Raw genomic sequence first — 23371 nt, 5'->3', positions numbered from 1 at the left:
GCGCCTTCATCGGCTTCAGGATCGCATGTCGATCGCGCAGCAGATGAGTATCGTGACCTCGCTGGTCTCGCTGGCCGGCATCATGGCGCTGGCGCTGATCGCCGCGAGCCTCAGCCGCCAGGAAATGATCAGCCGCATCAAGTCGGACACCACCAGTTCCGCGCGGACGCTGGCCAGGCAGCTCGACAGCGATATGTCGGAGCGCTTCAACGACGTGAAGCAGCTCGCCGGCATGGAGGCGCTGAGCCCGTTCTGGGAGGGCGATCCCAATGCCATCCGAACACTGCTGAGCCAGCTTCAGGCGACGCTGCCCTATTATGCCTGGATCGGCTTCGCCCTCCCCGACGGGCGGGTCGAGGCGGCAACCCGCGGCATGCTGGAGGGCGCCTCGGTTGCCGCCCGGCCCTGGTTCCAGGGCGGCCTGAAGGGGCCGTTCGTCGGCGACGTTCACGAGGCCGTGCTGCTGGCGCGGCTGCTCGAAGCGCCGACCTCCGGTGAGCCGGCGCGGTTCGTCGACGTGGCATTTCCGGTCTATTCCAAGGACAAGCGCCTGCTCGGCGTGCTCGGCGCCCATCTTGCGTTCGAGTGGGCGGAGAAGCTGCGCCAGGGCGCGCTCGGTGGGCAGAGCGAAAAAGAGGTGTGGGTGCTTTCCACCGACGGCACCATGCTGCTCGGCCCGAAGCTTGCCGCCCCGCCCTTTCCCGCCGCGCGCATTGCCGAGATGAACCGCGAGAAATCCGGCGCCTTCGAGGACAAGCGGCCGGGCGAGGAATACCTCACCGCCTTCGCGGTCGCCGGCGGCGGGCAGGATTATCCCGGTCTCGGCTGGATCGTGGTGGCGCGGCAGACCTCCGCCATGGCGTTCGAGATTCCAAGCCGCATCGGCGCGACCATCGTCGGGGTCGGCGCGATCGTGCTGCTGTTCACCGTGGTCCTGACGATCTGGATCGCCCGGCGGATCTCTCAGCCGCTCTCCACATTGACGCTGGCGGCGGGCGAAGTGGGGCGCAACCCACAGGTCAACATGCTCCCGCGCATTCGCGGCACGGTCGAGGTGATGCAGCTTTCCGGCGCCCTGCGCGCGCTCATGCGGCGTCTCGGCAGCGTGGAGTTGCGCTTTGTCCAGCATCTTCAGCAGCATGAGGAAGACCTCGCGGCCCTGCGCCAGATCGCCGACAGCGACCCGCTCACCGGACTGCTCAACCGCCGCTCGTTCCTCAGCGTGGCGGAAACCGCGCTGCGCGGAACCCGCAGCACCGACAGCCTCGGCATCCTCATGGCCGATATCGATCACTTCAAGCGGGTCAACGACACCTACGGCCATCCGGCGGGCGATGCGGTGATCCGGTACGTCGGCGCCTGCATCAGCGCCGGCCTGCGCCAGCAGGACCGAGTGGCGCGGTTCGGCGGCGAGGAGTTCGTGGTCCTGCTTCTCGACATCAACGAGAAGGACATGATGATGCTCGCCGAACGCATCCGGGCCTCGATCGCCGAGGCGCCCGTGACGTTCGAGGGGCACGCCATCAAGATCACGGTGAGTTTCGGGGCGGCCATCGCCCGCACCGGCGATCGGGACGTGGACGCCGTGATCGAGCGGGCCGACTTTGCCCTCTATGAAGCCAAGACGGGCGGGCGCAACCGCGTGGCCCTCGCCGGCATCACCGACCGTGCCGCGTGAGGTTCCGCCTTCAACTTTCAGGAAACTTGCTCTAGTTGAAGGCGGATGACCCAGGCATCCAAAATCTCGCCGTCCCGCCCCGAGGTTCTCGAAGCCGCGCGCGCCGCGCTCGACACCGAGATCAAGGGCATGGTCGCACTGCGCGAAGCCCTTGAAGGGGAACTCGGCGCGCGCCTCGAAGCCGCCGTGCGCACGATCCAGGCGGCCCAGGGCCGCGCGGGACGCGTGATCGTCACCGGCGTCGGCAAATCCGGCCATGTCGGACGCAAGATCGCCTCGACCCTCGCCTCCACCGGAACGCCGGCTCATTTCGTCCACGCGGGCGAAGCCAGCCATGGCGATCTCGGCATGATCGCGGCCGACGACGTGGTGCTGGCTCTGTCCTGGTCCGGCGAAGCCGCCGAACTCTCCAACATCATCGCCTATACCCGCCGGTTCCGCATTCCTCTCATCGCGCTGACTGCCCAGGCGGACGCGGCGCTGGCGAGTGCGGCGGACATCGCCCTGGTGCTTCCCGCCATGCCGGAGGCCTGCCCCAACGGGCTCGCGCCCACCACCTCCACCACCATGCAGATGGCTTTGGGCGATGCGCTGGCGGTCACGCTCTTGTCCATGAGCGGGTTCACGGCGCGCTCGTTCCAGGATTTCCACCCCGGCGGCAAGCTGGGCGCGCAATTGCGCAAGGCCACGGACCTCATGCATTCCGGCGACGGCATGCCGCTGGTGGGCGACGACGTTCCACTCTCGCGGGCGATTGTGGAAATGACCTCGAAGGGCTTCGGCATCACCGGCGTCGCCGATGCGGAAGGCCGCCTGGTGGGCGCCGTCACCGACGGCGACCTGCGCCGCGCCTTCCAGAACGGCTTCGTCGACCGCCCGGTGCGGGAGATCATGACCCGCGCGCCCCGCGGCATTCCACCCGACGCACTCGCCCTTGAGGCCCTGGCCGTCCTGAACGAGGCTTCGATCACCTCACTGTTCGTGCTCGACGACGGCAAGCCCCTGGGTATCCTCCACATTCACGACCTGCTCCGCGCCGGCGTGGTCTGAGACCCGCCACCTGCTTTTTCTCCCGAGAAGTTTACCGACCGCTTCGCGCGATGCGTGTGGGGGCCTTGATTATGAAGCCCGCCGCTCGGTATGATCGTAGGGTCGTTGTTTTCTTTTTGCCATTTGCACCGCTGCGAACACGGGTCAGCCAGCCAAACCAGCCGCCTCCGTTTCGGGGCGCGGCGCACCAGGCCAGGCCCCACCGGACGCGATTTGCTTCCGGGGTCCCAGCCGCGTACGTGGCCGCTAACTTTGCGGTGTCAGGCGATGGCCACGGGTCGTTCGACCAAACTGATTGAAGAGATCGCCGACAAGATCCGGCAGAACATCGTCTCCGGCGCCTATCCGCCAGGAAAACGCCTGAAGCAGGAAGAACTTGCGCAGGCGTTCGCGATCAGCCGCACGCCGATCCGCGAGGCCCTGTCCCGCCTTGAGGCACAGGGATTGGTCACCCAGGAGCAAGGCCGCAGCGCCGTGGTCAGCGGCCCCTCTTCCCGCGACATTGCCGAGATGTATCTGATCCGAGCGGAGATGGAGGGGCTTGCGGCCTCTCTCGCCGCCCGCTGGATCACTGACCGTGATCTGGCCCAGCTGCGCGCGACCCATGAGCGCGCTGCCGCTGCCGTGGCCGCGCGGGCGTCCAAAAGCGGCCCGTCAAAGAGCGGCAGCACCAAGCCCGGCACGACCCGCTCGCGGCGCCCCGCAAAGGACGCGGGCGCCTGGGCAGCGATGAACGCGGAATTTCACGCGATCATCGCCAGTGCATCAAACAACCGGAACCTTGAGCGTATTCTCGCCGAGTTTCGCTCTGGTTCCACGCGCGCGGTGATCACAACATTCTTGGCTGAGATGGATGAAACCCGCATCGATCTCAGCATTCGCCGACATGACGCAATCCTGAATGCTCTCGAAAAACGCGATGCCTCCAAAGCACGACGCGCTATGGTTGAATATATGCTTGAGAAGGGAGAATTCGTCGTCTCCTGGTTCGAGAATCACGCCAAGATTTAGAGCATTCGATGGGTGATCCGATTTGTGGTATCAAGCAACCTTTGTATACAAATGAAAACGTTTTGGCCGTTTGCTCCCGATATCGGTGATTTTCCTTGATTTTGCCCAAGGAGAGGTCTCTGTAAGGCCTCCAAAAGGGAGATGCGGGGGACGTGCCGGATATAAGCCAGTATGCGTTTTTCGCGCGCATCCTGGATTCCATCGACATCGCTGTATGCCTGTTTGATTCAGAGGAATGTGCCGTCCTCTGGAACAGCGCCTTTTTGCGCTTTTTTCCCGAGCATGACGGCCACGTCCATGCCGGCGAACCCTATCGCGACAACCTCCGCCGCTTCTACAACGACCGCCTGACGGACGACGAGAAGCAGAGCATCGATCATTTCATCGATGAGGGCATCGACCGTCACCGCAACCAGACCCGGCCGTTCGTGTTCAGCCATCGCGGTCGGCGCCTGCGCGTTGCCTCGCTCCCCACCGCAGACGGCGGGCGTATCCGCCTGTGGCAGGATCTGGCGGTGGACCCAACCGGCGCCGAAGCGGCGCCAGCGTGGAAGACCTTTCCCATCGACCTACTGGACCTGATCGCCGACGGCGCCATGGTGCTGGACCAGCATGACAAGATCATCGCGGTCAACAAGGAATTCCACGTTCTCTACAATGTCCGGCCCGGAACCTCGGTCATTGGCGCCACGCTATCGGACGTCGTGAGCGACGCCTGGGTTTCCGCCGGCCGGCCGAAAAACGCCACTCAGGGTCTGCACTTGCAAGAGAGCATGCGTTTTGCCGGCGCGCCGTTCGAGATCGAATTGCCGGGCGACCAGTGGCGCCGGGTGATCGCGCGGCGCATGGAAAACGGCATCAGCTATTTCAGCCACTCCGACATCACCATACTCAAGCGCCAGCAGCATGACATGCTTGCCGCCGAACGGCGCGCGCGCGAGGAGGAATATCGCTACCGCCTGCTGGCCGAGAATTCCAACGACGTCATCATCGCGCTCGGTGCGGACCTGCGGATCTATTTCCTCTCCCCCGCGGCGCATCGGGTGCTCGGCTGGTCGAACGAACAGATGGTCGGGTCATTGCTCGCAAGCATGATCCACGAGAACGACAAGGGGGTGTTCTCGCTGCTGGGACCGGACGGGGGCCGGCCGGGACGACGGCATGCCAACTTCACCTGCCGGGTCCGCAACGCGTCCGGCGGCTGGGTCTGGATGGAGGCGTCAGTGGGCGCCCTGCCAACGGTCTCGAACGATGACCGGGCCATCGCCTTCGTCTGCAGCTTCCGCGATGCCACCGAGCGCGTGCTCGCAGAAACCGCCCTGAAGCTCGCCCACGATGAACTCTCCTCCATCGCGGCCACCGACGGCCTCACCAGCCTCGCCAACCGGCGCCGTTTCGACACGGTGTTCGAACAGGAATGGCGGCGGGCGGGGCGTGAAAAACATCCGGTCGCCTTGCTGCTGATCGACGTCGACCATTTCAAGTCCGTAAACGATGGGCACGGGCATGTGGTGGGCGATGCGTGCCTGCGCCGTGTCGCGCGCCTGATCCAGCTCAGCGTGCACCGCCCCGGCGATCTGGTGGCACGCTATGGCGGCGAAGAATTCGCGGTGCTGCTGCCCAATACACCGGAAACCGGCGCCGCCGCCATCGCCGAGAAGATTCTCGCCGCCATGGAGCAGGAGCCGTGGGGAGCAATCCATCCCGCCTTGGCGCCCATCACGGTCAGTATCGGCGTGTGCAGTACGGAGGCAACCGAGGGCTTCAGCATGACGGAAATGATCCGGGTTGCCGACGAAGCCCTGTATCGCGCCAAGAATAATGGCCGCAACCGCATGGATGTTTGCCGGCTACGCTGAGAAGTGCTGTTTGGCCTCGGGCGAGGGTGTGGTGCCGCCAGGATCACCCACTCTTCACCAAACGGAGAGATGTGCCCCACCCTGCCCTTCTCCTCAAGGACGGAGGAAAATACAGAGAGGGGCACCGAGAAATTGTCTTATTGCAATGGCTTAGATACAAAGTGTACGGCGCACGTTCATCTGCCTGTTATGTTTATGTAGCATTCCTGGGGAGAGCGAGCCGCCGCCGGCCTATCCTGAGACACGGCCGGCTGGGATCCGAGGAGCCATGATGAACCGCCGCCATCTACTTGCCGGGGCCGCAGCCATGGGCGCCCTCTCGGCTTTCGGGGTCTCGCCGGTTCCAGCCCAGGCCCGCACCAATTTCACGTTCTGGCACGCCATGGCCGGCCCGCTCGGCGACGAGGTGAAGAAGGTCTGCGACGCCTTCTCCGCATCGCAGGGCGAATTTTCTGTCGAGCCGGTGTTCAAGGGTTCCTATTCCGAGACCATGACGGCGGCGGTCGCCGCGTTCCGCGCCGGGAAGGCGCCCAATCTGGTTCAGGTGTTCGAGGTTGGCACGGGCTCGATGCTCGGGGCCGGCGCGGCGGTGAAGCAGACTTGGCAGCTCAGCCAGGACACCGGCCTATCCATCGATCCCAATTCCTACATGGCGGCGGTGCGCGGCTATTACAGCCTGCCCGACGGGCGCATGGCGTCGATGCCGTTCAACTCGTCCACCCCGGTGCTGTGGATCAACAAGGACATCTTTGAAAAGGCCGGGCTCGACCCGGAGCGGGCGCCGGCAACCTGGCAGGAGGTCGTGAGCGCGGCAAAAACCATCAAGGCCAAGGGCGCGGCGAAGGTGCCGATGACCACCGCCTGGCCCACCTGGGTGATGATGGAATGCTACGGCGCGATCCACAATCTGCCCTATGCCACCAAGGCCAACGGTTTCGAGGGCCTCGATGCGGACCTGGTGTTCAACACCGCGCCCTATGTGAAGCAGATGCAGCGGCTGCTCGACATGGCCAAGGACGGCACCTTCACCTATGGCGGGCGCGGTGCCAGCGGCGACCAGATTTTCCCGGCGGGGGAGACCGCCATGTCGTTCAACTCCTCCGGTTCCCGCTCGGCCTTCGTGCGCGACGCGCGGTTCCGCTTCTCGGCAGCGCTGCTGCCCTTTGACCCCGAGGTGAAGACGACCCCCAACAATTCCATCATCGGCGGCGCCAGCCTGTGGGCGATGACGGCGCCGAGCCGCCCGGTCGCGGAATACAAGGCGGTGGCCGCCTTCCTCAAATTCATCGCCCAGCCGGAGAACGACGCCAAGTGGTCGCAGGCGACCGGCTATGTGCCCGTCACCCTGGCGGGGGCCGGCGTCTCGCTCGCCCAGGGCTATTATTCCCGCAATCCGGGGGCGGACATCGCCATCCAGCAGCTCAATCGCGGCACCGTCACCGAAAATTCCAAGGGGCTGCGGCTCGGCCGCCTGCCGGAAATCCGCAACATCATCGAGGAAGAGTTCGAGGCCGCGCTCCAGGGCCGGCAGAATGCGCAGGCGGCCCTTGATTCCGCGGTCGCGCGCGGCAACAAGGTCTTGCGGGAATTCGAGAGGTCGATGCGCAGCTGACGCGCGGGCGACCGGCCCGGGCTGGAACCTGCACGGGGTAGAACCTGCACGGGATGGAATGAGCGAGCGGCGGACCACCTTTGCGGGCGTGCGGCTCCCGGTGCTGCTGGTGGCACCGCAATTGCTGCTGACTTTTTTCTTCTTCCTCTGGCCGGCGGCCGGTGCGCTCTATGCCAGCCTGACGCGGGGCGACCCGTTCGGCCTGTCGGTGCGGTTCGTCGGCATCGAGAATTTCACCGACCTGTTCACCGACCCGCTCTATCTCGCCACCATCGGCCGCACGGTCGTGTTCTGCGCGGCGGTCAGCTTCATCTCCATGGCGGTGGCGCTGCTGCTGGCGGTGTGCGCCGACACGCAGATCCGTGGCCGCGCCATCTACCGCACCCTGCTGATCTGGCCCTATGCGGTGGCCCCGGCCGTGGCGGCGGTGGTGTGGATTTTGCTGCTGCATCCGCAGATCGGCTGGCTGTCCGCCGGCCTCGCGCGCCTCGGCATCGCCTGGGATTACCGGCTGAACGGGACGCAGGCGATGGTGGCGGTGATCCTCGCCTCCGCCTGGAAACAGGTGAGCTACAATTTCATCTTCTTCCTCGCCGGGCTCCAGTCGATCCCCCGCGCGGTGGTGGAGGCGGCGCGGATCGACGGCGCCGGGCCGCTGCGGCGCTTCACCACCATCCTGTTCCCGCTGCTCGCCCCCACCACCGCCTTCCTGCTCACGGTGAACATTGCCTATTCCGCGTTCGAGACCTTCGGCACCATCGAGGCGCTGACGCGGGGCGGACCGGGACAGGCGACCCAGACCCTGATGGTGAAGGTGTATCGCGACGGCGTGGTCAATCTCGACCTCGGCTCCTCCGCCGCCCAGTCGGTGGTGCTGATGCTCGGCGTCATCGTGCTGACCAGCCTCCAGTTCCGGTTCCTGCGCGGCCGGGGGGAGACCGCGTGAACCCCGGCCGCCTCTTGACCCATGGGGTGCTGATGCTCGGCTGCGCGCTGTTCGTGCTGCCGGTGTGGCTGGTGTTCGCCGCCTCCACCCAGGAGGTGGGCGCGATCAATCGCGGGGAACTCAGCCTGATCCCGCGCCTGTCCGGCCTCTCCATCTATCCCCAGGTGCTGGCCGGCACCGGCGAGGGCGCGCAGAATGGGGCGGTGTGGCGCATGCTCGCCCTGTCGTTCGCCATGTCGCTCGCCATCGCGCTCGGCAAGATCATGGTCTCGATCCTGTCCGCCTATGCCGTGGCGTTCTTCCGCTTCCCGCTGCGCATGCTGTGCTTCTGGACCATCTTTGCCACCCTGATGCTGCCGGTGGAGGTACGCATCATCCCCACCTTCGAGGTGGTGGCGAACTTCGGCATGATCAACACGTTCGGCGGCCTGGTGGTGCCACTGGTGGCCTCCGCCACCGCCACCCTGCTGTTCCGCCAGACCTTCCTCGCGGTGCCGGACGAACTGATGGAGGCGGCGCGCATGGATGGCGCGGGTCCCTGGCGGTTCCTTAGGGATATTCTCATCCCCACGTCCGCCGCCAACATCGCCGCGCTGTTCGTCATCCTCTTCGTCTATGGCTGGAACCAGTATCTCTGGCCCCTGCTGGTGGCGACCGATCCCGGCCTCGACACCATCACGGTGGGCATCGTCAAGATGATCGGCACCGAGGGAAACACCTATTGGAACCGGGTAATGGCCACCGCCATGCTGGCCATGATCCCGCCGGTCCTGGTGGTGCTCGCCATGCAGCATTGGTTCGTCAAGGGCCTGACGGAAGGCGATAAATGACCGCGACCTTCAAATGACCGCGACTCTCGCCATCGAAGGCCTGCGCAAGAGCTTCGGGCGCACCCCGGTCCTGCACGGCATCGACCTTGCCATGACGCCGGGCGAAATGCTGGTGATCGTCGGCGCCTCCGGCTGCGGCAAGTCCACCCTGCTGCGCCTGGTCGCCGGGCTGGAGACGCCCGATGCCGGCCGCATCCTGATCGCGGGGCGGGACGTGACGCGGCTCGATCCCGCCGCGCGCGACATCGCCATGGTGTTTCAGAACTACGCGCTCTACCCGCACATGAGCGCGTTCGACAACATGGCCTACGGCCTGCGCATCCGGGGCCTGTCGCGCGCCGAGATCGCCGCCAAGGTCGCCGAGACCGCCGCCCTCTTGGGCATTTCCGCGCTTCTGGACCGCAAGCCGCGCCAGTTGTCCGGCGGGCAGCGCCAGCGTGTCGCCATGGGTCGGGCGATCGTGCGCGAGCCCAAGCTGTTCCTGTTCGACGAGCCGCTCTCCAATCTCGATGCCACCCTGCGCCTCAACACCCGCGTCGAGATCAAGCGGCTGCAACGCCGGCTCGGCGTCACCAGCCTGTTCGTGACCCACGACCAGGTGGAGGCGATGACGCTTGGCGATCGCCTGCTGGTGATGCACGAGGGCCGGGCGGTACAGATCGCGACGCCCATGGAGGTGTTCCACCGGCCGGCGAACCTCTATGTCGCCGGCTTCATCGGCGCCTCGCCGATGAATTTCCTGCCCGCGACCCTCTCCCACGACGGCACCGCCGCCACCCTCTCGGACGGCCTCGTCCTGCCGTTCGCGGACGGGCGGCGGCTGGGGAGCGCCGGCCGCGCGCTCACCATCGGCATCCGCCCCGAGCATGTGGAGGCGGCATCCGAGGGACAGATGCTCAGCGTGGAACTGGTCGAGCCGCTGGGGTCGGAATGCGTCGTCATCGGCCGCATGGCGGACGGACAGCTCCTCTCGGTGCGGCTGGCGGGTGCCGCCCCCGAGGGGGATCGCATCACCCTGCGCTTTCCCTCGAAGCATCTTCATGTGTTCGACACGCAAACCGGGCTGCGGATCGATCCCCAATGAGCCGCCGCGTTGATCTCAGGGCGGCATTGGTTTAGTCGAAGCAGCGCACATTCGGGCGCGGCAAAGAACCAGGAGGCGGGCATGACGGGCAAGGTCGCGCTGATCACGGGCGTGACCGGCCAGGACGGCGCGCATCTCACACGGCTGCTGCTCGGCAAGGGCTATGTGGTCCATGGCGTCAAGCGGCGCTCGTCCTCGTTCAACACCGGGCGCCTCGACGATCTCTACGAAGACCCGCACGCCGACAATGTGCGCCTGTTCCTGCACTACGGGGACATGACGGACGCGACCAACCTGATCCGCATCGTGCAGGAGGTCCAGCCGGACGAGATCTATAATCTCGCCGCGCAGAGCCATGTGCAGGTCTCGTTCGAGACCCCGGAATACACCGCCAATTCCGACGCGCTGGGCACCCTGCGCCTGCTGGAGGCGATCCGCATCCTGGGGTTCGAGAAGAAGACCCGCTTCTATCAGGCCTCCACCTCCGAGCTTTACGGCAAGGTCCAGGAAACCCCGCAGTCCGAGACCACGCCGTTCTATCCCCGCTCGCCCTATGCGGCGGCGAAGCTCTACGCCTATTGGATCGTGGTGAATTACCGCGAGGCCTATGGGATGCACGCCTCCAACGGCATCCTGTTCAATCACGAAGGGCCGATGCGCGGAGAGACCTTTGTCACGCGCAAGATCACCCGCGCGGTGGCGGCCATTGCCAAGGGCGTTCAGGACCAGATATTCCTCGGCAACCTCGACGCCAAGCGCGACTGGGGCCACGCCCGCGACTATGTCGAGGGCATGTGGCGGATCGTGCAGCAGGACGTCGCGGACGATTACGTGCTCGCCACCGGGGAAACCCATTCGGTGCGTGAGTTCGCCGAGCTGTCCTTTGCGCAGGTCGGCGTGACGCTGGCGTGGGAAGGCGAAGGCGCCGCGGAAGTCGGCCGCGATGCCGCCACCGGCGCGGTGCGCGTCAGCATCGACCCGCGCTATTTCCGCCCCACCGAGGTCGACCTGCTGCTGGGCGACCCGAGCAAGGCGCACCGTGTTCTGGGCTGGCGCCACACCACGAGCTTCCGCGAGCTTGTGAAGGAAATGGTGGACGCCGACATTCTCGCCCTGGAACAGGAAACCTGGCGCAAGGACCGCTCCGCGCGGTAGGGACACCCCATGACCAGCCTCATCCCCTCCCCCACAATTTATCCGCTTCTCGGCAAGCGGGTGTTCGTCGCCGGGCACCGGGGCATGGTGGGCGCGGCGCTGGTGCGCCGCCTTCAGGCCGAGGGCTGCGAGGTCCTCACCGCCTCCCGCGACCAGGCGGATCTGCGCGATCAGGCCGGTGTGCGCGCCTATTTCGCCGCGGAGAAGCCGGACGCGGTGATCCTCGCCGCCGCCAAGGTCGGCGGCATCCTCGCCAACGACACCTATCCCGCCGATTTTCTCTACGAGAACCTGGTCATCGAGACCAATGTGATCGAGGCGGCGTATCGCTCCGGCGTGGAGAAGCTGCTGTTTCTCGGATCCTCCTGCATCTATCCGCGCCTCGCGACGCAGCCGATCACCGAAGACGCGCTGCTGACCGGCCCGCTCGAAGACACCAACCAATGGTATGCGGTGGCCAAGATCGCCGGCATCAAGCTCTGCCAGGCGTATCGCCGGCAGCATGGCTGCGACTACATCTCCGCCATGCCGACCAATCTCTACGGGCCGGGCGACAATTACGATCTGGAGAAAAGCCACGTCATTCCCGCCATGCTGCGCAAGGCGCATGACGCCCGCGCGCGGGGCGATGCGGCGATGACGATCTGGGGCAGCGGCACGCCGATGCGGGAATTCCTGCATGTGGACGATGCCGCCGACGCCTTGGTTCACCTGCTCAAGACCTATTCGGACCCGACCCATGTCAACGTGGGCTCGGGCACCGACGTGACGATCCTGGAACTCGCCCATCTGGTGGCTGAGACGGTCGGCTTCACCGGCCGCATCGAAACCGACCCGTCCAAGCCGGACGGCACGCCCCGCAAGCTGCTCGATGTCTCGCGCCTGAAGGCCCTGGGCTGGGAGCCGCGCTTCGACCTCAAGACCGGGCTCGCGGACGCCTACGGCTGGTTCCAGGCGCATCTAGCGAGCGGCGACGTCCGGCTTCAGGTGCGCTGACGCACGCCTCTTTTAAGACGACCCATCCCGCGTGGGGGCGCGGGATCGACACCTCCGGTTGGCTGACAACGAAGAAAAGAGACCATCCCATGTCGCTGGACCCGAAAGCCGTTGAAACGCTCCGCGCCATCTCGACGGCGACCATCACCACCATCCTGCTCAAGAAGGGCCTTCGCAACGTGTGGCTGCGCGGCACCCATCCGCTGAAGCCCGGCCAGGGACGCATCGTCGGCCCGGCCTTCACGCTGCGCTTCGTTCCGGCGCGCGAAGACCTCGCGACCCCCGCCTCCTGGGCCTCCCCCATCTCCACCCGCGCCGCCATCGAGGCCATGCCGGAAGGCTGCATCGCGGTGGCTGATGCCATGGGCGTCACCGACGCCGGCATCTTCGGCGATATTCTGTGCGCCCGCATGCAGCAGCGCAAAGTGGCGGCGCTCGTCACCGACGGCGTGCTGCGCGATCTCGAAGGCTGCCTCGGCACCGGCCTGCCGATCTTCTGCCGTGGCGCGGCGGCCCCGCCTTCGGTTGCCGGTTTGACCTTCGTATCGTGGCAGGAGCCGATCGCCTGCGGCGGCGTCGCGGTGTTCCCCGACGATGTGATTGTGGTGGACAACGACGGCGCCGTTCTGATCCCGAAGGCGCTGCTTCCCGAAGTCCTGGCCGAGGCGCCCGAGCAGGAGCGCATGGAAAACTGGATCATGGACCAGGTGCTCGGCGGCGCCTCCCTGCCCGGCCTCTACCCGATGAATGCCGAAACCAAGGCCCGCTACGAAGCCTCAAAGAAGGCCTGAAGCAGCGTGAAGCTTTGAGCCGGCCCGCCGCGCCTCGGCGGGCCGCACCGGCGAGGCGGCTTTCCTTGCACGCGCGCCGTGGTATTGGACACAGTCCTGTGGCGCAGTCACGGTGAGCTTTCTCAGGGGCGTCCGATGCACGGTCTTACCGATCCCAACCCTCTGGTCACGAAGCTCGAAAAGCGCGATGCGATCTCCGAGGACGAGCGCAAGCTGCTCCAGCGCGCCATCAGTCGGGTCAAGGAATACAAGCCCGGCGAGGATGTGATCCGCCAGGGCCATAGGCCCACCGAAAGCGCCTTGGTTCTCTATGGCCTGACGGGGCGCTATCGGATGCTTCCGAGCGGCGCGCACCAGATCACCTCGATCCATGTGCCGGGCGACTTCGTGGACCTGCACGGCTTCCTCCTGAAGCAGATGGATCATTCCGTCACCGCCCTGACGCCCTGCAAGTTCGCCATGGTGCCGCATGAGACGCTGGCTGAGATCACGGAAAAATACCCCCATCTCACGCGCCTGCTCTGGCTCGACACGGTGATCGACGCCGCCATCCATCGCGAATGGCTGGTGGTGCTCGGCCGCCGGCAGGCGATCGGAAAGGTGGCGCACTTCCTGTGCGAAATGTACCTGCGCCTGGGCAGCGTCGGCTTGGCCGACCAGACCTCCTTTCGGCTGGGACTGCGCCAGACCGACCTGGGCGATGTGCTCGGCCTCTCGGTGGTGCATGTGAACCGGGTGGTCCAGTCGCTGCGCAAGCAAGGGCTGATCACCTGGAAAGGCGACGTCGTGACCATCGAGAAATGGGACCAATTGGTCAAAGTCGGCGAGTTCGAGCCCTCCTACCTCAACCTGATCTTCGAGCCCCGTTAAGGGCTTACGCGTCGCGACGTCGCGGCAAACACGTCGTGGAAGCGGTGCTGTGATTAACCTGGATTAATTTGCGCCGCGCAATCGCGCACTAGGCTTTGCCCTCTTGATCAGAGGGAAAGATGGACGAAAAACCGAAATCGCGCCGTGGGTTCGCCTCCATGGACCTCGCCAAGCGGCGCGCGATCGCCAGCCTCGGCGGCAAGAGCGTTCCACCCGAAAAGCGCAGTTTCTCCACCGACAAGAAGCTCGCGGCCGAAGCCGGCTCCACCGGCGGAAAGCATGTGGCGAAGGAAAAGCGCTCGTTTTCCGCCGACCGCGAACTTGCGGTGCGGGCGGGCAGGGAAGGCGGACGACGCGCCAAGCCGCCAGAGGAAACCTGACCTTCACCGGACGCGCGCGCACCGCCCGTGATAGGCTCGCCGCGCCTGGTCCGGAGATCGTCCATGAGCCTAATCGATACGCGGCGACATCAGATGTTCCCGGTGCTGGACACCGCGCAGATGGCGGTCGCGCGGCGCTTCGCCAGTGCTGAGGCCAAGACGTTCCCGGCCGGCGCCACGGTCTATGATGTCGGCGCTTCCGACACCTCCGCCTGGCTGATCCTGGACGGCGCCATCGACGTGGTCCGCCGCGACGGGCTGGGCAACGAGCGGCCGATCGCCCTCATGGGGGTCGGGGAACTCACCGGCGAGATCAGCCAGCTCGCGGGGCGGGCCTCGCTCGCCGCGGGAACGGCGGGGCCGGAGGGGTGCACCGCGATCCCGTTCGACGGGCCGCATCTGCGTGCGCTGGTGATCGGCTCGGCAGAAATCGGCGAGATCATCATGCGCGCGCTGATCCTGCGCCGGGTCGGCCTGATCGAGGGCGACGGCTCGGGTTCGATCCTGGTGGGGCGGCCGGACCACCCCGATCTGGTGCGCCTCCAGGGCTTCCTGGTGCGCAACGGCTATCCCCACACCACGCTCGATTCCACCAGCGACGAAGAGGGCCGCGCCATCGTCGAGCGGCTGGGCATCCACCCGGAGGACCTGCCGCTCATGGTCTGCCCCACCGGCGAGGTGCTGAAATGCCCCACCGATGCGGAAGCCGGCGTGTGCCTCGGCATGATCCCCGACCTCGACCCGGCGAAAATCTATGACGTGGCGGTGGTCGGCGCGGGGCCCGCGGGCCTTGCCACCGCCGTCTATGCCGCGTCCGAAGGGTTGAGCGTTCTGGTGCTGGACCAGCGCGCCATCGGTGGACAGGCGGGCGCGTCGGCGCGCATCGAGAATTACCTCGGCTTTCCCACCGGCATTTCCGGGCAGGCGCTGGCGGGGCGCGCTTATGTCCAGGCGCAGAAATTCGGCGCGGAACTGGCAATCCCCCTGAAGGTGGAGCGGCTCGACTGCGGCCCGGACGCCCAGGCCGACGGCGCGATCCGCCTGCATCTGTCGAACGGCGAGGTGGTCAGAGCCAAGACCACGGTCATCGCCTCCGGCGCCAGCTATCGCCGCCCGGAAATCCCGAACCTCTCGCATTTCGAGGGCAACGGCATCTCCTATTGGGCCTCCCCGGTCGAGGCGAAACTCTGCGCGGGCGAGGAGGTCGCCCTGGTGGGCGGCGGCAATTCCGCCGGGCAGGCGGTGGTGTTCCTGGCGCCCAAGGTGAAGACGCTGCACCTCATCATTCGCGGCCAGAGCCTTGAAGCCTCCATGTCCAGCTATCTGATCGAGCGCATCGCCGCCCTGCCGAACGTGGAAATCCACACCGGCACCGAAGTGTGCGGCGTGGAGGGGGACAAGACCAGCGGACTGAGCGGCGTGGTGTTCCACGACCGCACCTCCAACACCGAGCACACCTGCCCGGTGCGGCACCTGTTTCTGTTCATCGGCGCCGACCCGAATGCCGACTGGCTGGGCGGCTGCGTGAGCGTGGACCCGCACGGCTTCGTTGTGACGGGCGCCGGCGAAGGCCACCGGGAGAGCGGGACCGCCCTGCCGCTCGAGACCGACCGGCCCGGCGTGTTCGCCATCGGCGATGTCCGGGCCGGCTCAACCAAACGCGTGGCGGCCTCCGTCGGCGAGGGTGCGGCCGTGGTCTCGCAGATCCACGCCTACCTCGCCGCACAAGCCTGACGCGGGATCACCCGACGTCGGGCAGCCGGTCGAGATACTTGTCCAGCGTGATCGGGTAGTCGCGCACGCGCACCCCGGTCGCGTTGTAGATGGCGTTGGCGATGGCCGCGCCGACCCCGCACAGGCCGAGTTCGCCCACCCCCTTCGCCTTCATCGGCGAGGAGATCGGGTCGGTCTCTTCCAGGAAGATGACATCCTGGTGCGGGATATCGGCGTGGACCGGCACTTCGTATCCGGCCAGATCGTGGTTGACGAAGAAGCCGCGGGTCTTGTCCACCGCAAGCTCCTCCATCAGCGCCGCCCCGACGCCCATGGTCATCGCGCCGATCACCTGGCTGCGCGCGGACGTGGGATTGAGGATGCGCCCGGCGGCGCACACCGCCAGCATGCGCCGCACGCGGGTTTCCCCGGTCGCGGCGTCTACCGCCACCTCCACGAAATGGCTCGCGAAGGTGGACTGCTGGTATTTCTTGCCGAGATCGCCGTATTCGATCAGATCCTCGGCCACCAGGCCGTCAGGACCCGCCGCCTCGGCCAGGGGAATGGCGCGATTGCCGGAGCGCACCTCGCCGCCGGTGAAGGCGACATCGCCGGAGTTGAAGCCGACCCGCTGGGCCACCGCATCCCGCAGCTTCACGCACGCGGCATAGACGCCGGCGGTGGAATTGTTGGCGCCCCACTGCCCGCCGGAGCCGGCGGAAACCGGGAAGGACGAATCCCCGAGGCGCACCACCACCTTGTCCATGGGCACGCCCATCATCTCCGCCGCCGTCTGGGCGATGATGGTGTAGCTGCCGGTGCCGATGTCCGTCATGTCGGTTTCCACCGTCACGACCCCGCGATTGTCGAGCTTCACGCGGGCGGCGGACTTGGTGAGCAGGTTGTTGCGGAAACCGGCGGCGACGCCCATGCCCACTAGCCAGCGCCCCTGCCGCACCTGTCCGGGCGTCGCGCTGCGCTTGCTCCAGCCGAAGCGATCCGCGCCGGTCCGCATGCACTCGATGAAGTGCCGCATGGAGAACGGGCGCTCGGGGTTCTCCGGATCCACCTGGGTGTCGTTGAGAATGCGGAATTCCACCGGGTCGATCCCCAGCTTTTCCGCCATCTCGTCCATGGCGATTTCAAGCGCCATCAGGCCGGGCGCCTCGCCGGGCGCGCGCATGGCATTGCCCTCGGGCAGATCCAGCGTGGCGAGCCGCGTTGTGGTCATGCGGTTCGCCCCGGCATAGAGCAGGCGTGTCTGCTGCACGGCGGTTTCCGGCTTGCCGCCGGCAAGATCGCCGGACCAGCTTTCATGGCCGATGGCGGTGATCTTCCCGTCCTTGCCCGCGCCGATGCGGATGCGCTGGATGGTCGCCGGGCGATGGGTGGTGTTGTTGAAGATCAGCGGCCGCGTCAGCGCCACCTTCACCGGCCGCCCCGCCGCGCGCGCCCCCAGCGCCGCGAGAACGGCGTCCGAACGCACGAACAGCTTGCCGCCGAAGCCGCCGCCGACGAACGGCGAGATCAGCCGCACATTGTCCTTAGGCAGCCCCAGGGTCTTCGCCACATCCCCGACGCTCCAGGCGATCATCTGGTTGGAGGTCCAGAGCGTGAGCTTGTCGCCGTTCCATGCCGCGATCGAGGCGTGGGGCTCCATCATCGCATGGGCTTGGTCCGGGGTGGTGTAGGTGGCGTCGAACTGCACCGGCGCGGCAGCGAATGCCCCGGCAAAATCGCCAGACGCCGTGTCCGGCCCACCCTTGCTTGGCTTTACCGCAGTGTCTTTTGCCAGCGCCAGATCGTACACGCCCTTGGCCGCTGTATAATCGATGCGCACAAGCTGGGCCGCCGCGCGCGCCTCCTCGAAGCTCTCCGCGACCACCAGCGCAACCGCCTGATGGTAATGCTCGATGTCAGGGCCGCCGAGCAGCCTGGCGGTGTTGTTGTTGCCCTTGGCGAGCTGCCCGGCATTCTCCGCCGTGACGATCGCCAAAACGCCTGGCGCCCGCTTGGCGGCGGAAAGGTCGATGGACGCGATCCGCCCCTTGGCGATGCCGGCGCCGACCACATAGCCATAGGCGGGGTTCGCCCCCACCTCCTGCTGCTCATAGGCGTAGGTGGCACTGCCGGAGGTCTTCTGCGGTCCGTCGATCCGCGGCAAGGCGTGGCCGATGATCTTCAACTGGTCGATGGGATTGGTGGTGGCGGGGGTGTCGAATTTCATGGCGTCAGGCCCTCGCTTCGACGAGCACACTGGCGAGCGTGCGCTCAACCAGGGTCAGCTTGAATGCATTGTCATGGGACGGCTTGGCGCCGGCCAGCAGGCCCTCAGTCACCGCCTTCGCACCGCGCGGCATCTGCGCCTCGGCGGCTTCGACACGCCACGGCTTGGGCGCGACGCCGCCCAGCGCCACCCGTCCGGTGCCGTCCCGCTGCACGATGGCGCCCACCGAAACCAGGGCAAAGGCATAAGAGGCGCGGTCGCGCACCTTGCGATAGATGTGCGTGCCGCCCACCGGCTTGGGCAGGCTGACCGAGGTGATCAGCTCCCCCGCCGCCAGCGCGGTCTCCACCTGCGGAGTGTCTCCCGGCAGGCGGTGGAATTCGGCAATGGGGATGCTGCGCGTGGCGCCATCCGCGCGCACCGTCTCCACCGTCGCATCGAGGGCGCGCATCGCCACCGCCATGTCGCTGGGATTGGTCGCGATGCAGGCATCGCTCACACCCACCACCGCAAGGCTGCGGCTGAAGCCGCCGATGGCAGCGCATCCGCTGCCGGGTTGGCGCTTATTGCAGGGCTGATCGGTGTCGTAAAAATACGGGCAGCGGGTGCGCTGGAGCAGGTTGCCCGCAGTGGTCGCCTTATTGCGCAACTGGCCCGAGGCGCCGGCAAGCAAGGCCCGCGACAGCAATCCGTAATCGCGCCGCACCCGCGGGTCCGCGGCGAGATCGGCGTTGCGCACCAGCGCCCCGATGCGCAGGCCGCCCTCCGGCGTCACCGCGATGGTGTCGAGCGCCAGACCGTTCACGTCGATCAGGTGCGCCGGGGTTTCGATCTGAAGCTTCATCAGGTCCAGCAGATTGGTGCCGCCGGCGATGAATTTCGCGCCCGGCGTGCGGGCAGCAGCGGAAGCGGCCTCGGCCGGGGATTTGGCGCGTTCGTAGGTGAAGGATTTCATGCCTGCCTCCCGGCGACTTCGGTGATCGCTTCGACAATGTTGGAGTAGGCACCGCATCGACAGATGTTGCCGCTCATGCGCTCGCGCACCTCATCCACAGTGACGCCCGCAGAGGCGTTGAGGTCGGCCGTCACATGGCTCGGCATGCCGGACTTGATCTCATCCAGCACCGCCACGGCAGAGCAGATCTGCCCCGGTGTGCAGTAGCCGCACTGATAGCCGTCATGCTTCACGAAGGCGGCCTGCATCGGGTGCAGGTTTTCCGCCGAGCCCAAGCCTTCGATGGTGGTGACGCTGTCCCCCTCGTGCATCACGGCCAGCGTCAGGCAGGAATTGATGCGCCGCCCATCCACCATCACGGTGCAGGCGCCGCACTGGCCGTGGTCGCATCCCTTCTTGGTGCCGGTGAGATGCAGATGCTCGCGCAAAGCGTCGAGCAGCGTGGTGCGCGTATCCAATTCGAGATCGCGGGCCGCCCCGTTCACCTTGAACGAGACTTTGGAAAGAACCGGACTGACTGACATGCTGGATGCGCCTGTGGAAAGGGCCTGCGCCCCCGCAGACCCTGAAACGATCGTTCCCGCAACGGAGGCGGCGCCGACGATCAGCAGATCGCGGCGGGTTATTCTGAAATCGCAGGAGTTTTCCATATGGGGTCCAATCTCGAACGGTTCCAGTCTCAGTTTTGAATGCACGAAGCCGCATCGCGTTCCCCTGGGAACCGCGATCTCTTGGCAACGCGCGTGGAAGTGAACGCTGGCGCCTCAGGCGAAGGGCGCCGGCCCGCCTAGCGGGCGCCGACCTTTGGCGGCTTGGCGCCATATTGCTGGTCGCTGACCTGCTCCAGCCAAACGACGCTGGTGCCGTCGAGCGCCTCGGATATGGCGATATGGGTCATGGCGGATTTGAGGGTGGCGCCATGCCAATGCTTCTCGCCCGGCGGAATCCAGACCACATCGCCGACGTTGATCTCCTGGAGTTCCCCGCCCTCTTTCTGCACCCAGCCGGCGCCTGACGTGACGATCAAGGTCTGGCCGAGGGGATGGGTGTGCCACGCGGTGCGCGCGCCGGCCTCGAAGCTGACGATGCCGCCGCCGATGCGCGCCGGCAGGTCGCGCTGAAAGCGAGAGGCGATGCTGACCTTGCCGGTGAAGTAATCCGCCGAACCGGCGGTCGCGGGTTGCGAACCCTGGCGCAGGATATCCATGGTGTTTTTTCCCTCTGGCTTGGGGGCTGTGGCGACGGGGACGGGAGAGGCCAAGGGCTTGGCCCCATCGGGACCCGCCTCGCGCGCATCAAACACCGCCTTGGCCACCGGGATCGCGGACATGGCCTTGGGCCAGCCGGAATAGAATGCGAGATGGGTGATGATCTCCGACGCCTCGGTGCGGGTCAGCCCATTGTCCATTCCCCGCTTGAGGTGAAACGACAATTGGTCGGCCTGCCCGCCGGCGACGAGGGCACTGATGGTGACGAGGCTGCGATCCCGTGGCGAGAGGTCCGGGCGGCGCCACAAATCCCCGAACAGCACCTCATTGGTGTATCCAGCCAAAGCCGGTGCGATGCCGCCGACCATCGCCGCGACCGCAGCGGAGCGTTCAGCCTCCAACTTCGCGTCGAGGGCAATCGGCGCGCCGCCCTCCGGTGCGATCTGCGCCGGCGCGATCTCGCGCGTCTCGAACACTTCCTTCGCGACCGTCACGGCGGACATGGCGTTCGGCCAGCCGGAATAGAACGCCAGGTGGGTGATGACGGCGGCGATCTCGCTGGGCCGGACACCATTGTCGAGCGCGCGGTTAAAATGTCCGGTCATCTGAGCGGTATGCCCGCCTGCGACCAAGGCAGCGACGGTGACCATGCTGCGGTCGCGCGGCGACAATTCCGGACGCCGCCAGACATCGCCGAACAGCACCTCGTCGGTGTAGGTGCCAAGCGCCGGGGTGGTGGCATAGACGATGGCCGGCGCCACACGCGGAAATGACTTGGCGGGCTCGGCCTCGACCGGCGTGGCCAGAGAAAACACCGCAAGCGTGGCAGCGGGCAACTTCATGGTTCGGATCTCCGGTCTCTGCGCACGGGCAGCCCGGACGCGCGCGCCGCCGGACCGGCAGCGGCAGAGCTTCCCCCTCCCGCTACGTCATGAAGATAAGCCCGGCGGGACACAGAGATTAGAGGCGATAAAGCGCATGAACCTATATCTCAGGTTCATGAATGCGGAGCAGGATCAACTCGGCAGTCCCGGCTGTCGCCGCGAAACATCGGCTGGCCGGCATCTTTGTCGAAAAGCATGTCGTTCAAGGTGCTCGACATGGCGTTCGTCGATACCGCCATGGCGGTAGATCTGCCTGATGTCGGTGCCGATGTCGACTAAACGGCTGGGAAGGACTTGCGCTTTTCGGCGACTGGCCGCACCACCTCCTCGCGCAGCGTTTCGTATCGGCACAGTTCATTGGACGCGTAAATTTCATGTCCCAATCCCCCGCTTCCACCACCCCCTCCCCCTTGCCAAATCAGCGTGGAAACATCGTGCGGCTGGTGATGGCGCAAGCCCTGGCGGGGGCGAATGCGGTGGTCATCTATGCCACCGGCGGGATCGTCGGGAATGTACTGGCGCCCAGCAAAGCATTGGCAACGCTGCCTCTTTCCATTTTCGTCGTGGGCATGGCCGCCTGTACTTTGCCGGCGGGGGCGATCGCTCAGCGCCACGGCCGCCGCGCCGCCTTCATGTTCGGCACCGCCGGCGGTGTGCTGGCGGGACTGCTCGCGACGATCGCCGTTCTGCAAGGTTCCTTCTGGCTGTTCTGCGCCGCAACCTTCCTCGGCGGCGCCTACGCCGCCGTGGTGCTCACCTTCCGCTTCGCGGCCGCCGATTGTGTCCCCCTAAGCCAGCGCCCCCGTGCCCTCTCTTTGGTCATGGGGGGTGGGGTGGTGGCCGGGGTGATCGGCCCGCAGCTCGTCACCCATACGATGAACCTTTGGCAGCCCTACCTTTTCGCGCCCACTTTCCTTGCTCAAGCAGCGGTCGCGGCGCTCTCCGCCCTCGTACTTTTCGGCGTCCGACTGCCCATGCCGACCGCCGCCGACCTCGCCGGAGGCCGCCCGCTGGGGCTCATCGCGCGGCAACCGCGCTTCATTGGAGCGGTCGTCTGCGGCGTCGTCTCCTACCTCTTGATGAACTTCCTGATGACCGCGGCGCCGCTCGCCATGAGGCTTTGCGGCCATTCCCAGGAAACCGCGAACCTCGGCGTGCAATGGCATGTCATCGCCATGTTCGGCCCAAGCTTCGTGACCGGCCGCCTGATTATGCGCTTCGGCGCGATCAGGGTCGTCGGCTGCGGTCTGGCATTGATCGCCGCTGCCGGCGTCGTCGGCCTGGCGGGTGAGGACGTGGCCCACTTCTGGGTGATGCTGGTGTTGCTGGGCGTTGGCTGGAACTTCGGCTTCGTTGGCGCCTCCTCCATGGTTCTGGAATGCCACCGGCCCGAAGAACGCGCGCGGGTTCAATCGCTTAACGACTTCATCGTGTTCGGAACCATGGCCTTCGGCTCCTTCCTTTCGGGAAGCCTACTGACAACCTACGGATGGAACACCGTCCTGTGGCTGTCCTTCGTGCCGCTGGTTCTTGCGGTCACCACCCTCGCCGCTATGGCCACTTCGGCAAGGCGTAAAGCCCTTTAAACCGGCAGGGTCGCGAGAAGGCGTGCGTTGCGGGTAAGCCAGCTGCCGAGATAATCCGCATAGGACGCATCCACCAGCAGGTGGAACCCCTCCGCGCTGCGCCGAAGCAGGATCGCGACCCGGGCGAGCTGCACCGATGCGACGGCCCCAACCGCGAAATGTGCGGGCGAGAGATCGATCGCGATCCCGCAATTGAGCAATTCCGCCGCGCGGCGGCCCGAAAGCCTGAACCACACCCGCCCATCGCCCACGTCATGGACCCTGATAAGTCCCCGCTCGCGCATGGCGGCCAGCTCCACCGTGACCACGGCACGACGCACGGTGCTGCAAGCGATCAGAACGCGGTTGGGCGCGATCAATGCGGCGCCGGGATCATCGCCGTTCCATCGCCCGGGCAACGATGGCCAGACAAGGCCCGGCAATTCCACCTGCCCCGCCGCTTCGGCATCGGGACGCACGGAAATCAGAAAGGTGCCGCCGGCAGGCACCTGTTCCACCCTCAGGTCATCGGATGCCATGTCGGCAAATCGGGTCAT

Annotated in this window: 20 protein-coding genes; 15 read left to right on the top strand and 5 right to left on the bottom strand. The window is 66.2% G+C overall.

Annotation, left to right across the window (positions count from 1 at the left end; genetic code table 11):
• The first annotated feature begins 25 nt into the window (after positions 1–25).
• The 14 genes from ADADO0_RS14970 to ADADO0_RS14905 all read left to right on the top strand — a co-directional run bounded on the left by ADADO0_RS14970 (position 26) and on the right by ADADO0_RS14905 (position 15996).
• On the top strand, positions 26–1678 hold the full coding sequence (locus ADADO0_RS14970; protein WP_511305971.1) for a sensor domain-containing diguanylate cyclase: 1653 nt from the start codon (positions 26–28) through the stop codon (positions 1676–1678).
• A 45-nt stretch (positions 1679–1723) separates the two neighbouring features.
• Positions 1724–2728 carry a KpsF/GutQ family sugar-phosphate isomerase gene (locus ADADO0_RS14965; RefSeq protein ID WP_511305970.1) on the top strand — a complete coding sequence of 335 codons (1005 nt, stop codon included), beginning with the start codon at positions 1724–1726 and terminating at the stop codon, positions 2726–2728.
• 90 nt (positions 2729–2818) lie between these two features.
• Positions 2819–3739 (top strand): GntR family transcriptional regulator, encoded by a 921-nt coding sequence (locus ADADO0_RS14960; protein WP_511305969.1) that lies wholly within the window; start codon positions 2819–2821, stop codon positions 3737–3739.
• A gap of 152 nt (positions 3740–3891) precedes the next feature.
• Positions 3892–5598, top strand: coding sequence for a diguanylate cyclase (locus tag ADADO0_RS14955; protein ID WP_511305968.1), 1707 nt, complete (start codon positions 3892–3894; stop codon positions 5596–5598).
• Between the two features lie 271 nt (positions 5599–5869).
• On the top strand, positions 5870–7210 hold the full coding sequence (gene ugpB, locus ADADO0_RS14950; protein WP_511305967.1) for a sn-glycerol-3-phosphate ABC transporter substrate-binding protein UgpB: 1341 nt from the start codon (positions 5870–5872) through the stop codon (positions 7208–7210).
• A 58-nt stretch (positions 7211–7268) separates the two neighbouring features.
• Positions 7269–8156: a sn-glycerol-3-phosphate ABC transporter permease UgpA gene (gene ugpA, locus ADADO0_RS14945; RefSeq protein ID WP_511305966.1), complete on the top strand. Its 888-nt coding sequence runs from the start codon at positions 7269–7271 to the stop codon at positions 8154–8156.
• Positions 8153–8986: a sn-glycerol-3-phosphate ABC transporter permease UgpE gene (ugpE, locus tag ADADO0_RS14940; RefSeq protein WP_511305965.1), complete on the top strand. Its 834-nt coding sequence runs from the start codon at positions 8153–8155 to the stop codon at positions 8984–8986. The genes ugpA and ugpE overlap by 4 nt, the downstream gene beginning before the upstream one ends.
• A 13-nt stretch (positions 8987–8999) precedes the next feature.
• Positions 9000–10070, top strand: coding sequence for an ABC transporter ATP-binding protein (locus ADADO0_RS14935; RefSeq protein WP_511305964.1), 1071 nt, complete (start codon positions 9000–9002; stop codon positions 10068–10070).
• A gap of 81 nt (positions 10071–10151) precedes the next feature.
• Complete coding sequence (gene gmd / locus ADADO0_RS14930; RefSeq protein WP_511305963.1) at positions 10152–11225, top strand: GDP-mannose 4,6-dehydratase; 1074 nt, start codon at positions 10152–10154, stop codon at positions 11223–11225.
• Positions 11226–11234: 9 nt separating this feature from the next.
• Positions 11235–12221 (top strand): GDP-L-fucose synthase, encoded by a 987-nt coding sequence (gene fcl / locus ADADO0_RS14925; protein ID WP_511305961.1) that lies wholly within the window; start codon positions 11235–11237, stop codon positions 12219–12221.
• An 89-nt stretch (positions 12222–12310) separates the two neighbouring features.
• Positions 12311–13012: a ribonuclease activity regulator RraA gene (locus ADADO0_RS14920; RefSeq protein WP_511305960.1), complete on the top strand. Its 702-nt coding sequence runs from the start codon at positions 12311–12313 to the stop codon at positions 13010–13012.
• A gap of 135 nt (positions 13013–13147) precedes the next feature.
• Positions 13148–13882, top strand: a complete 735-nt coding sequence (locus ADADO0_RS14915; protein ID WP_511305959.1) for a Crp/Fnr family transcriptional regulator — start codon at positions 13148–13150, stop codon at positions 13880–13882.
• Positions 13883–14001: 119 nt separating this feature from the next.
• Complete coding sequence (locus ADADO0_RS14910; protein WP_511305958.1) at positions 14002–14262, top strand: con-10 family general stress protein; 261 nt, start codon at positions 14002–14004, stop codon at positions 14260–14262.
• Positions 14263–14325: 63 nt separating this feature from the next.
• On the top strand, positions 14326–15996 hold the full coding sequence (locus ADADO0_RS14905) for an FAD-dependent oxidoreductase (protein WP_511305957.1): 1671 nt from the start codon (positions 14326–14328) through the stop codon (positions 15994–15996).
• A 7-nt stretch (positions 15997–16003) separates the two neighbouring features.
• On the opposite strand, the gene paoC is transcribed toward ADADO0_RS14905, so the two are convergent.
• The 4 genes from paoC to ADADO0_RS14885 all read right to left on the bottom strand — a co-directional run bounded on the left by paoC (position 16004) and on the right by ADADO0_RS14885 (position 21207).
• Positions 16004–18202, bottom strand: coding sequence for an aldehyde oxidoreductase molybdenum-binding subunit PaoC (gene paoC / locus ADADO0_RS14900; RefSeq protein WP_511305956.1), 2199 nt, complete (start codon positions 18200–18202; stop codon positions 16004–16006).
• 4 nt (positions 18203–18206) lie between these two features.
• Complete coding sequence (locus ADADO0_RS14895) at positions 18207–19157, bottom strand: FAD binding domain-containing protein (RefSeq protein ID WP_511305955.1); 951 nt, start codon at positions 19155–19157, stop codon at positions 18207–18209.
• A complete protein-coding gene (gene paoA / locus ADADO0_RS14890; RefSeq protein WP_511305954.1) occupies positions 19154–19807 on the bottom strand; it encodes an aldehyde dehydrogenase iron-sulfur subunit PaoA in 654 nt (217 codons plus the stop codon). The genes ADADO0_RS14895 and paoA overlap by 4 nt, the downstream gene beginning before the upstream one ends.
• Positions 19808–19944: 137 nt before the next feature.
• Positions 19945–21207 carry a (R)-mandelonitrile lyase gene (locus ADADO0_RS14885; RefSeq protein WP_511305953.1) on the bottom strand — a complete coding sequence of 421 codons (1263 nt, stop codon included), beginning with the start codon at positions 21205–21207 and terminating at the stop codon, positions 19945–19947.
• Positions 21208–21623: 416 nt separating this feature from the next.
• On the opposite strand from ADADO0_RS14885, the gene ADADO0_RS14880 reads away from it, so the two are divergent.
• Positions 21624–22835, top strand: a complete 1212-nt coding sequence (locus tag ADADO0_RS14880) for an MFS transporter (protein ID WP_511305952.1) — start codon at positions 21624–21626, stop codon at positions 22833–22835.
• On the opposite strand, the gene ADADO0_RS14875 is transcribed toward ADADO0_RS14880, so the two are convergent.
• Positions 22832–23371 carry a sarcosine oxidase subunit gamma family protein gene (locus ADADO0_RS14875; protein ID WP_511306536.1) on the bottom strand — a complete coding sequence of 180 codons (540 nt, stop codon included), beginning with the start codon at positions 23369–23371 and terminating at the stop codon, positions 22832–22834. The genes ADADO0_RS14880 and ADADO0_RS14875 overlap by 4 nt on opposite strands.

Origin of the sequence: Aquabacter sp., from assembly GCF_965279295.1 — a bacterium.
Taxonomy (GTDB): Bacteria; Pseudomonadota; Alphaproteobacteria; order Rhizobiales; family Xanthobacteraceae; genus Aquabacter.
The sequence above is the reverse complement of the archived record's forward strand: the minus strand, read 5'-3'. Positions and strand labels throughout refer to the sequence as shown.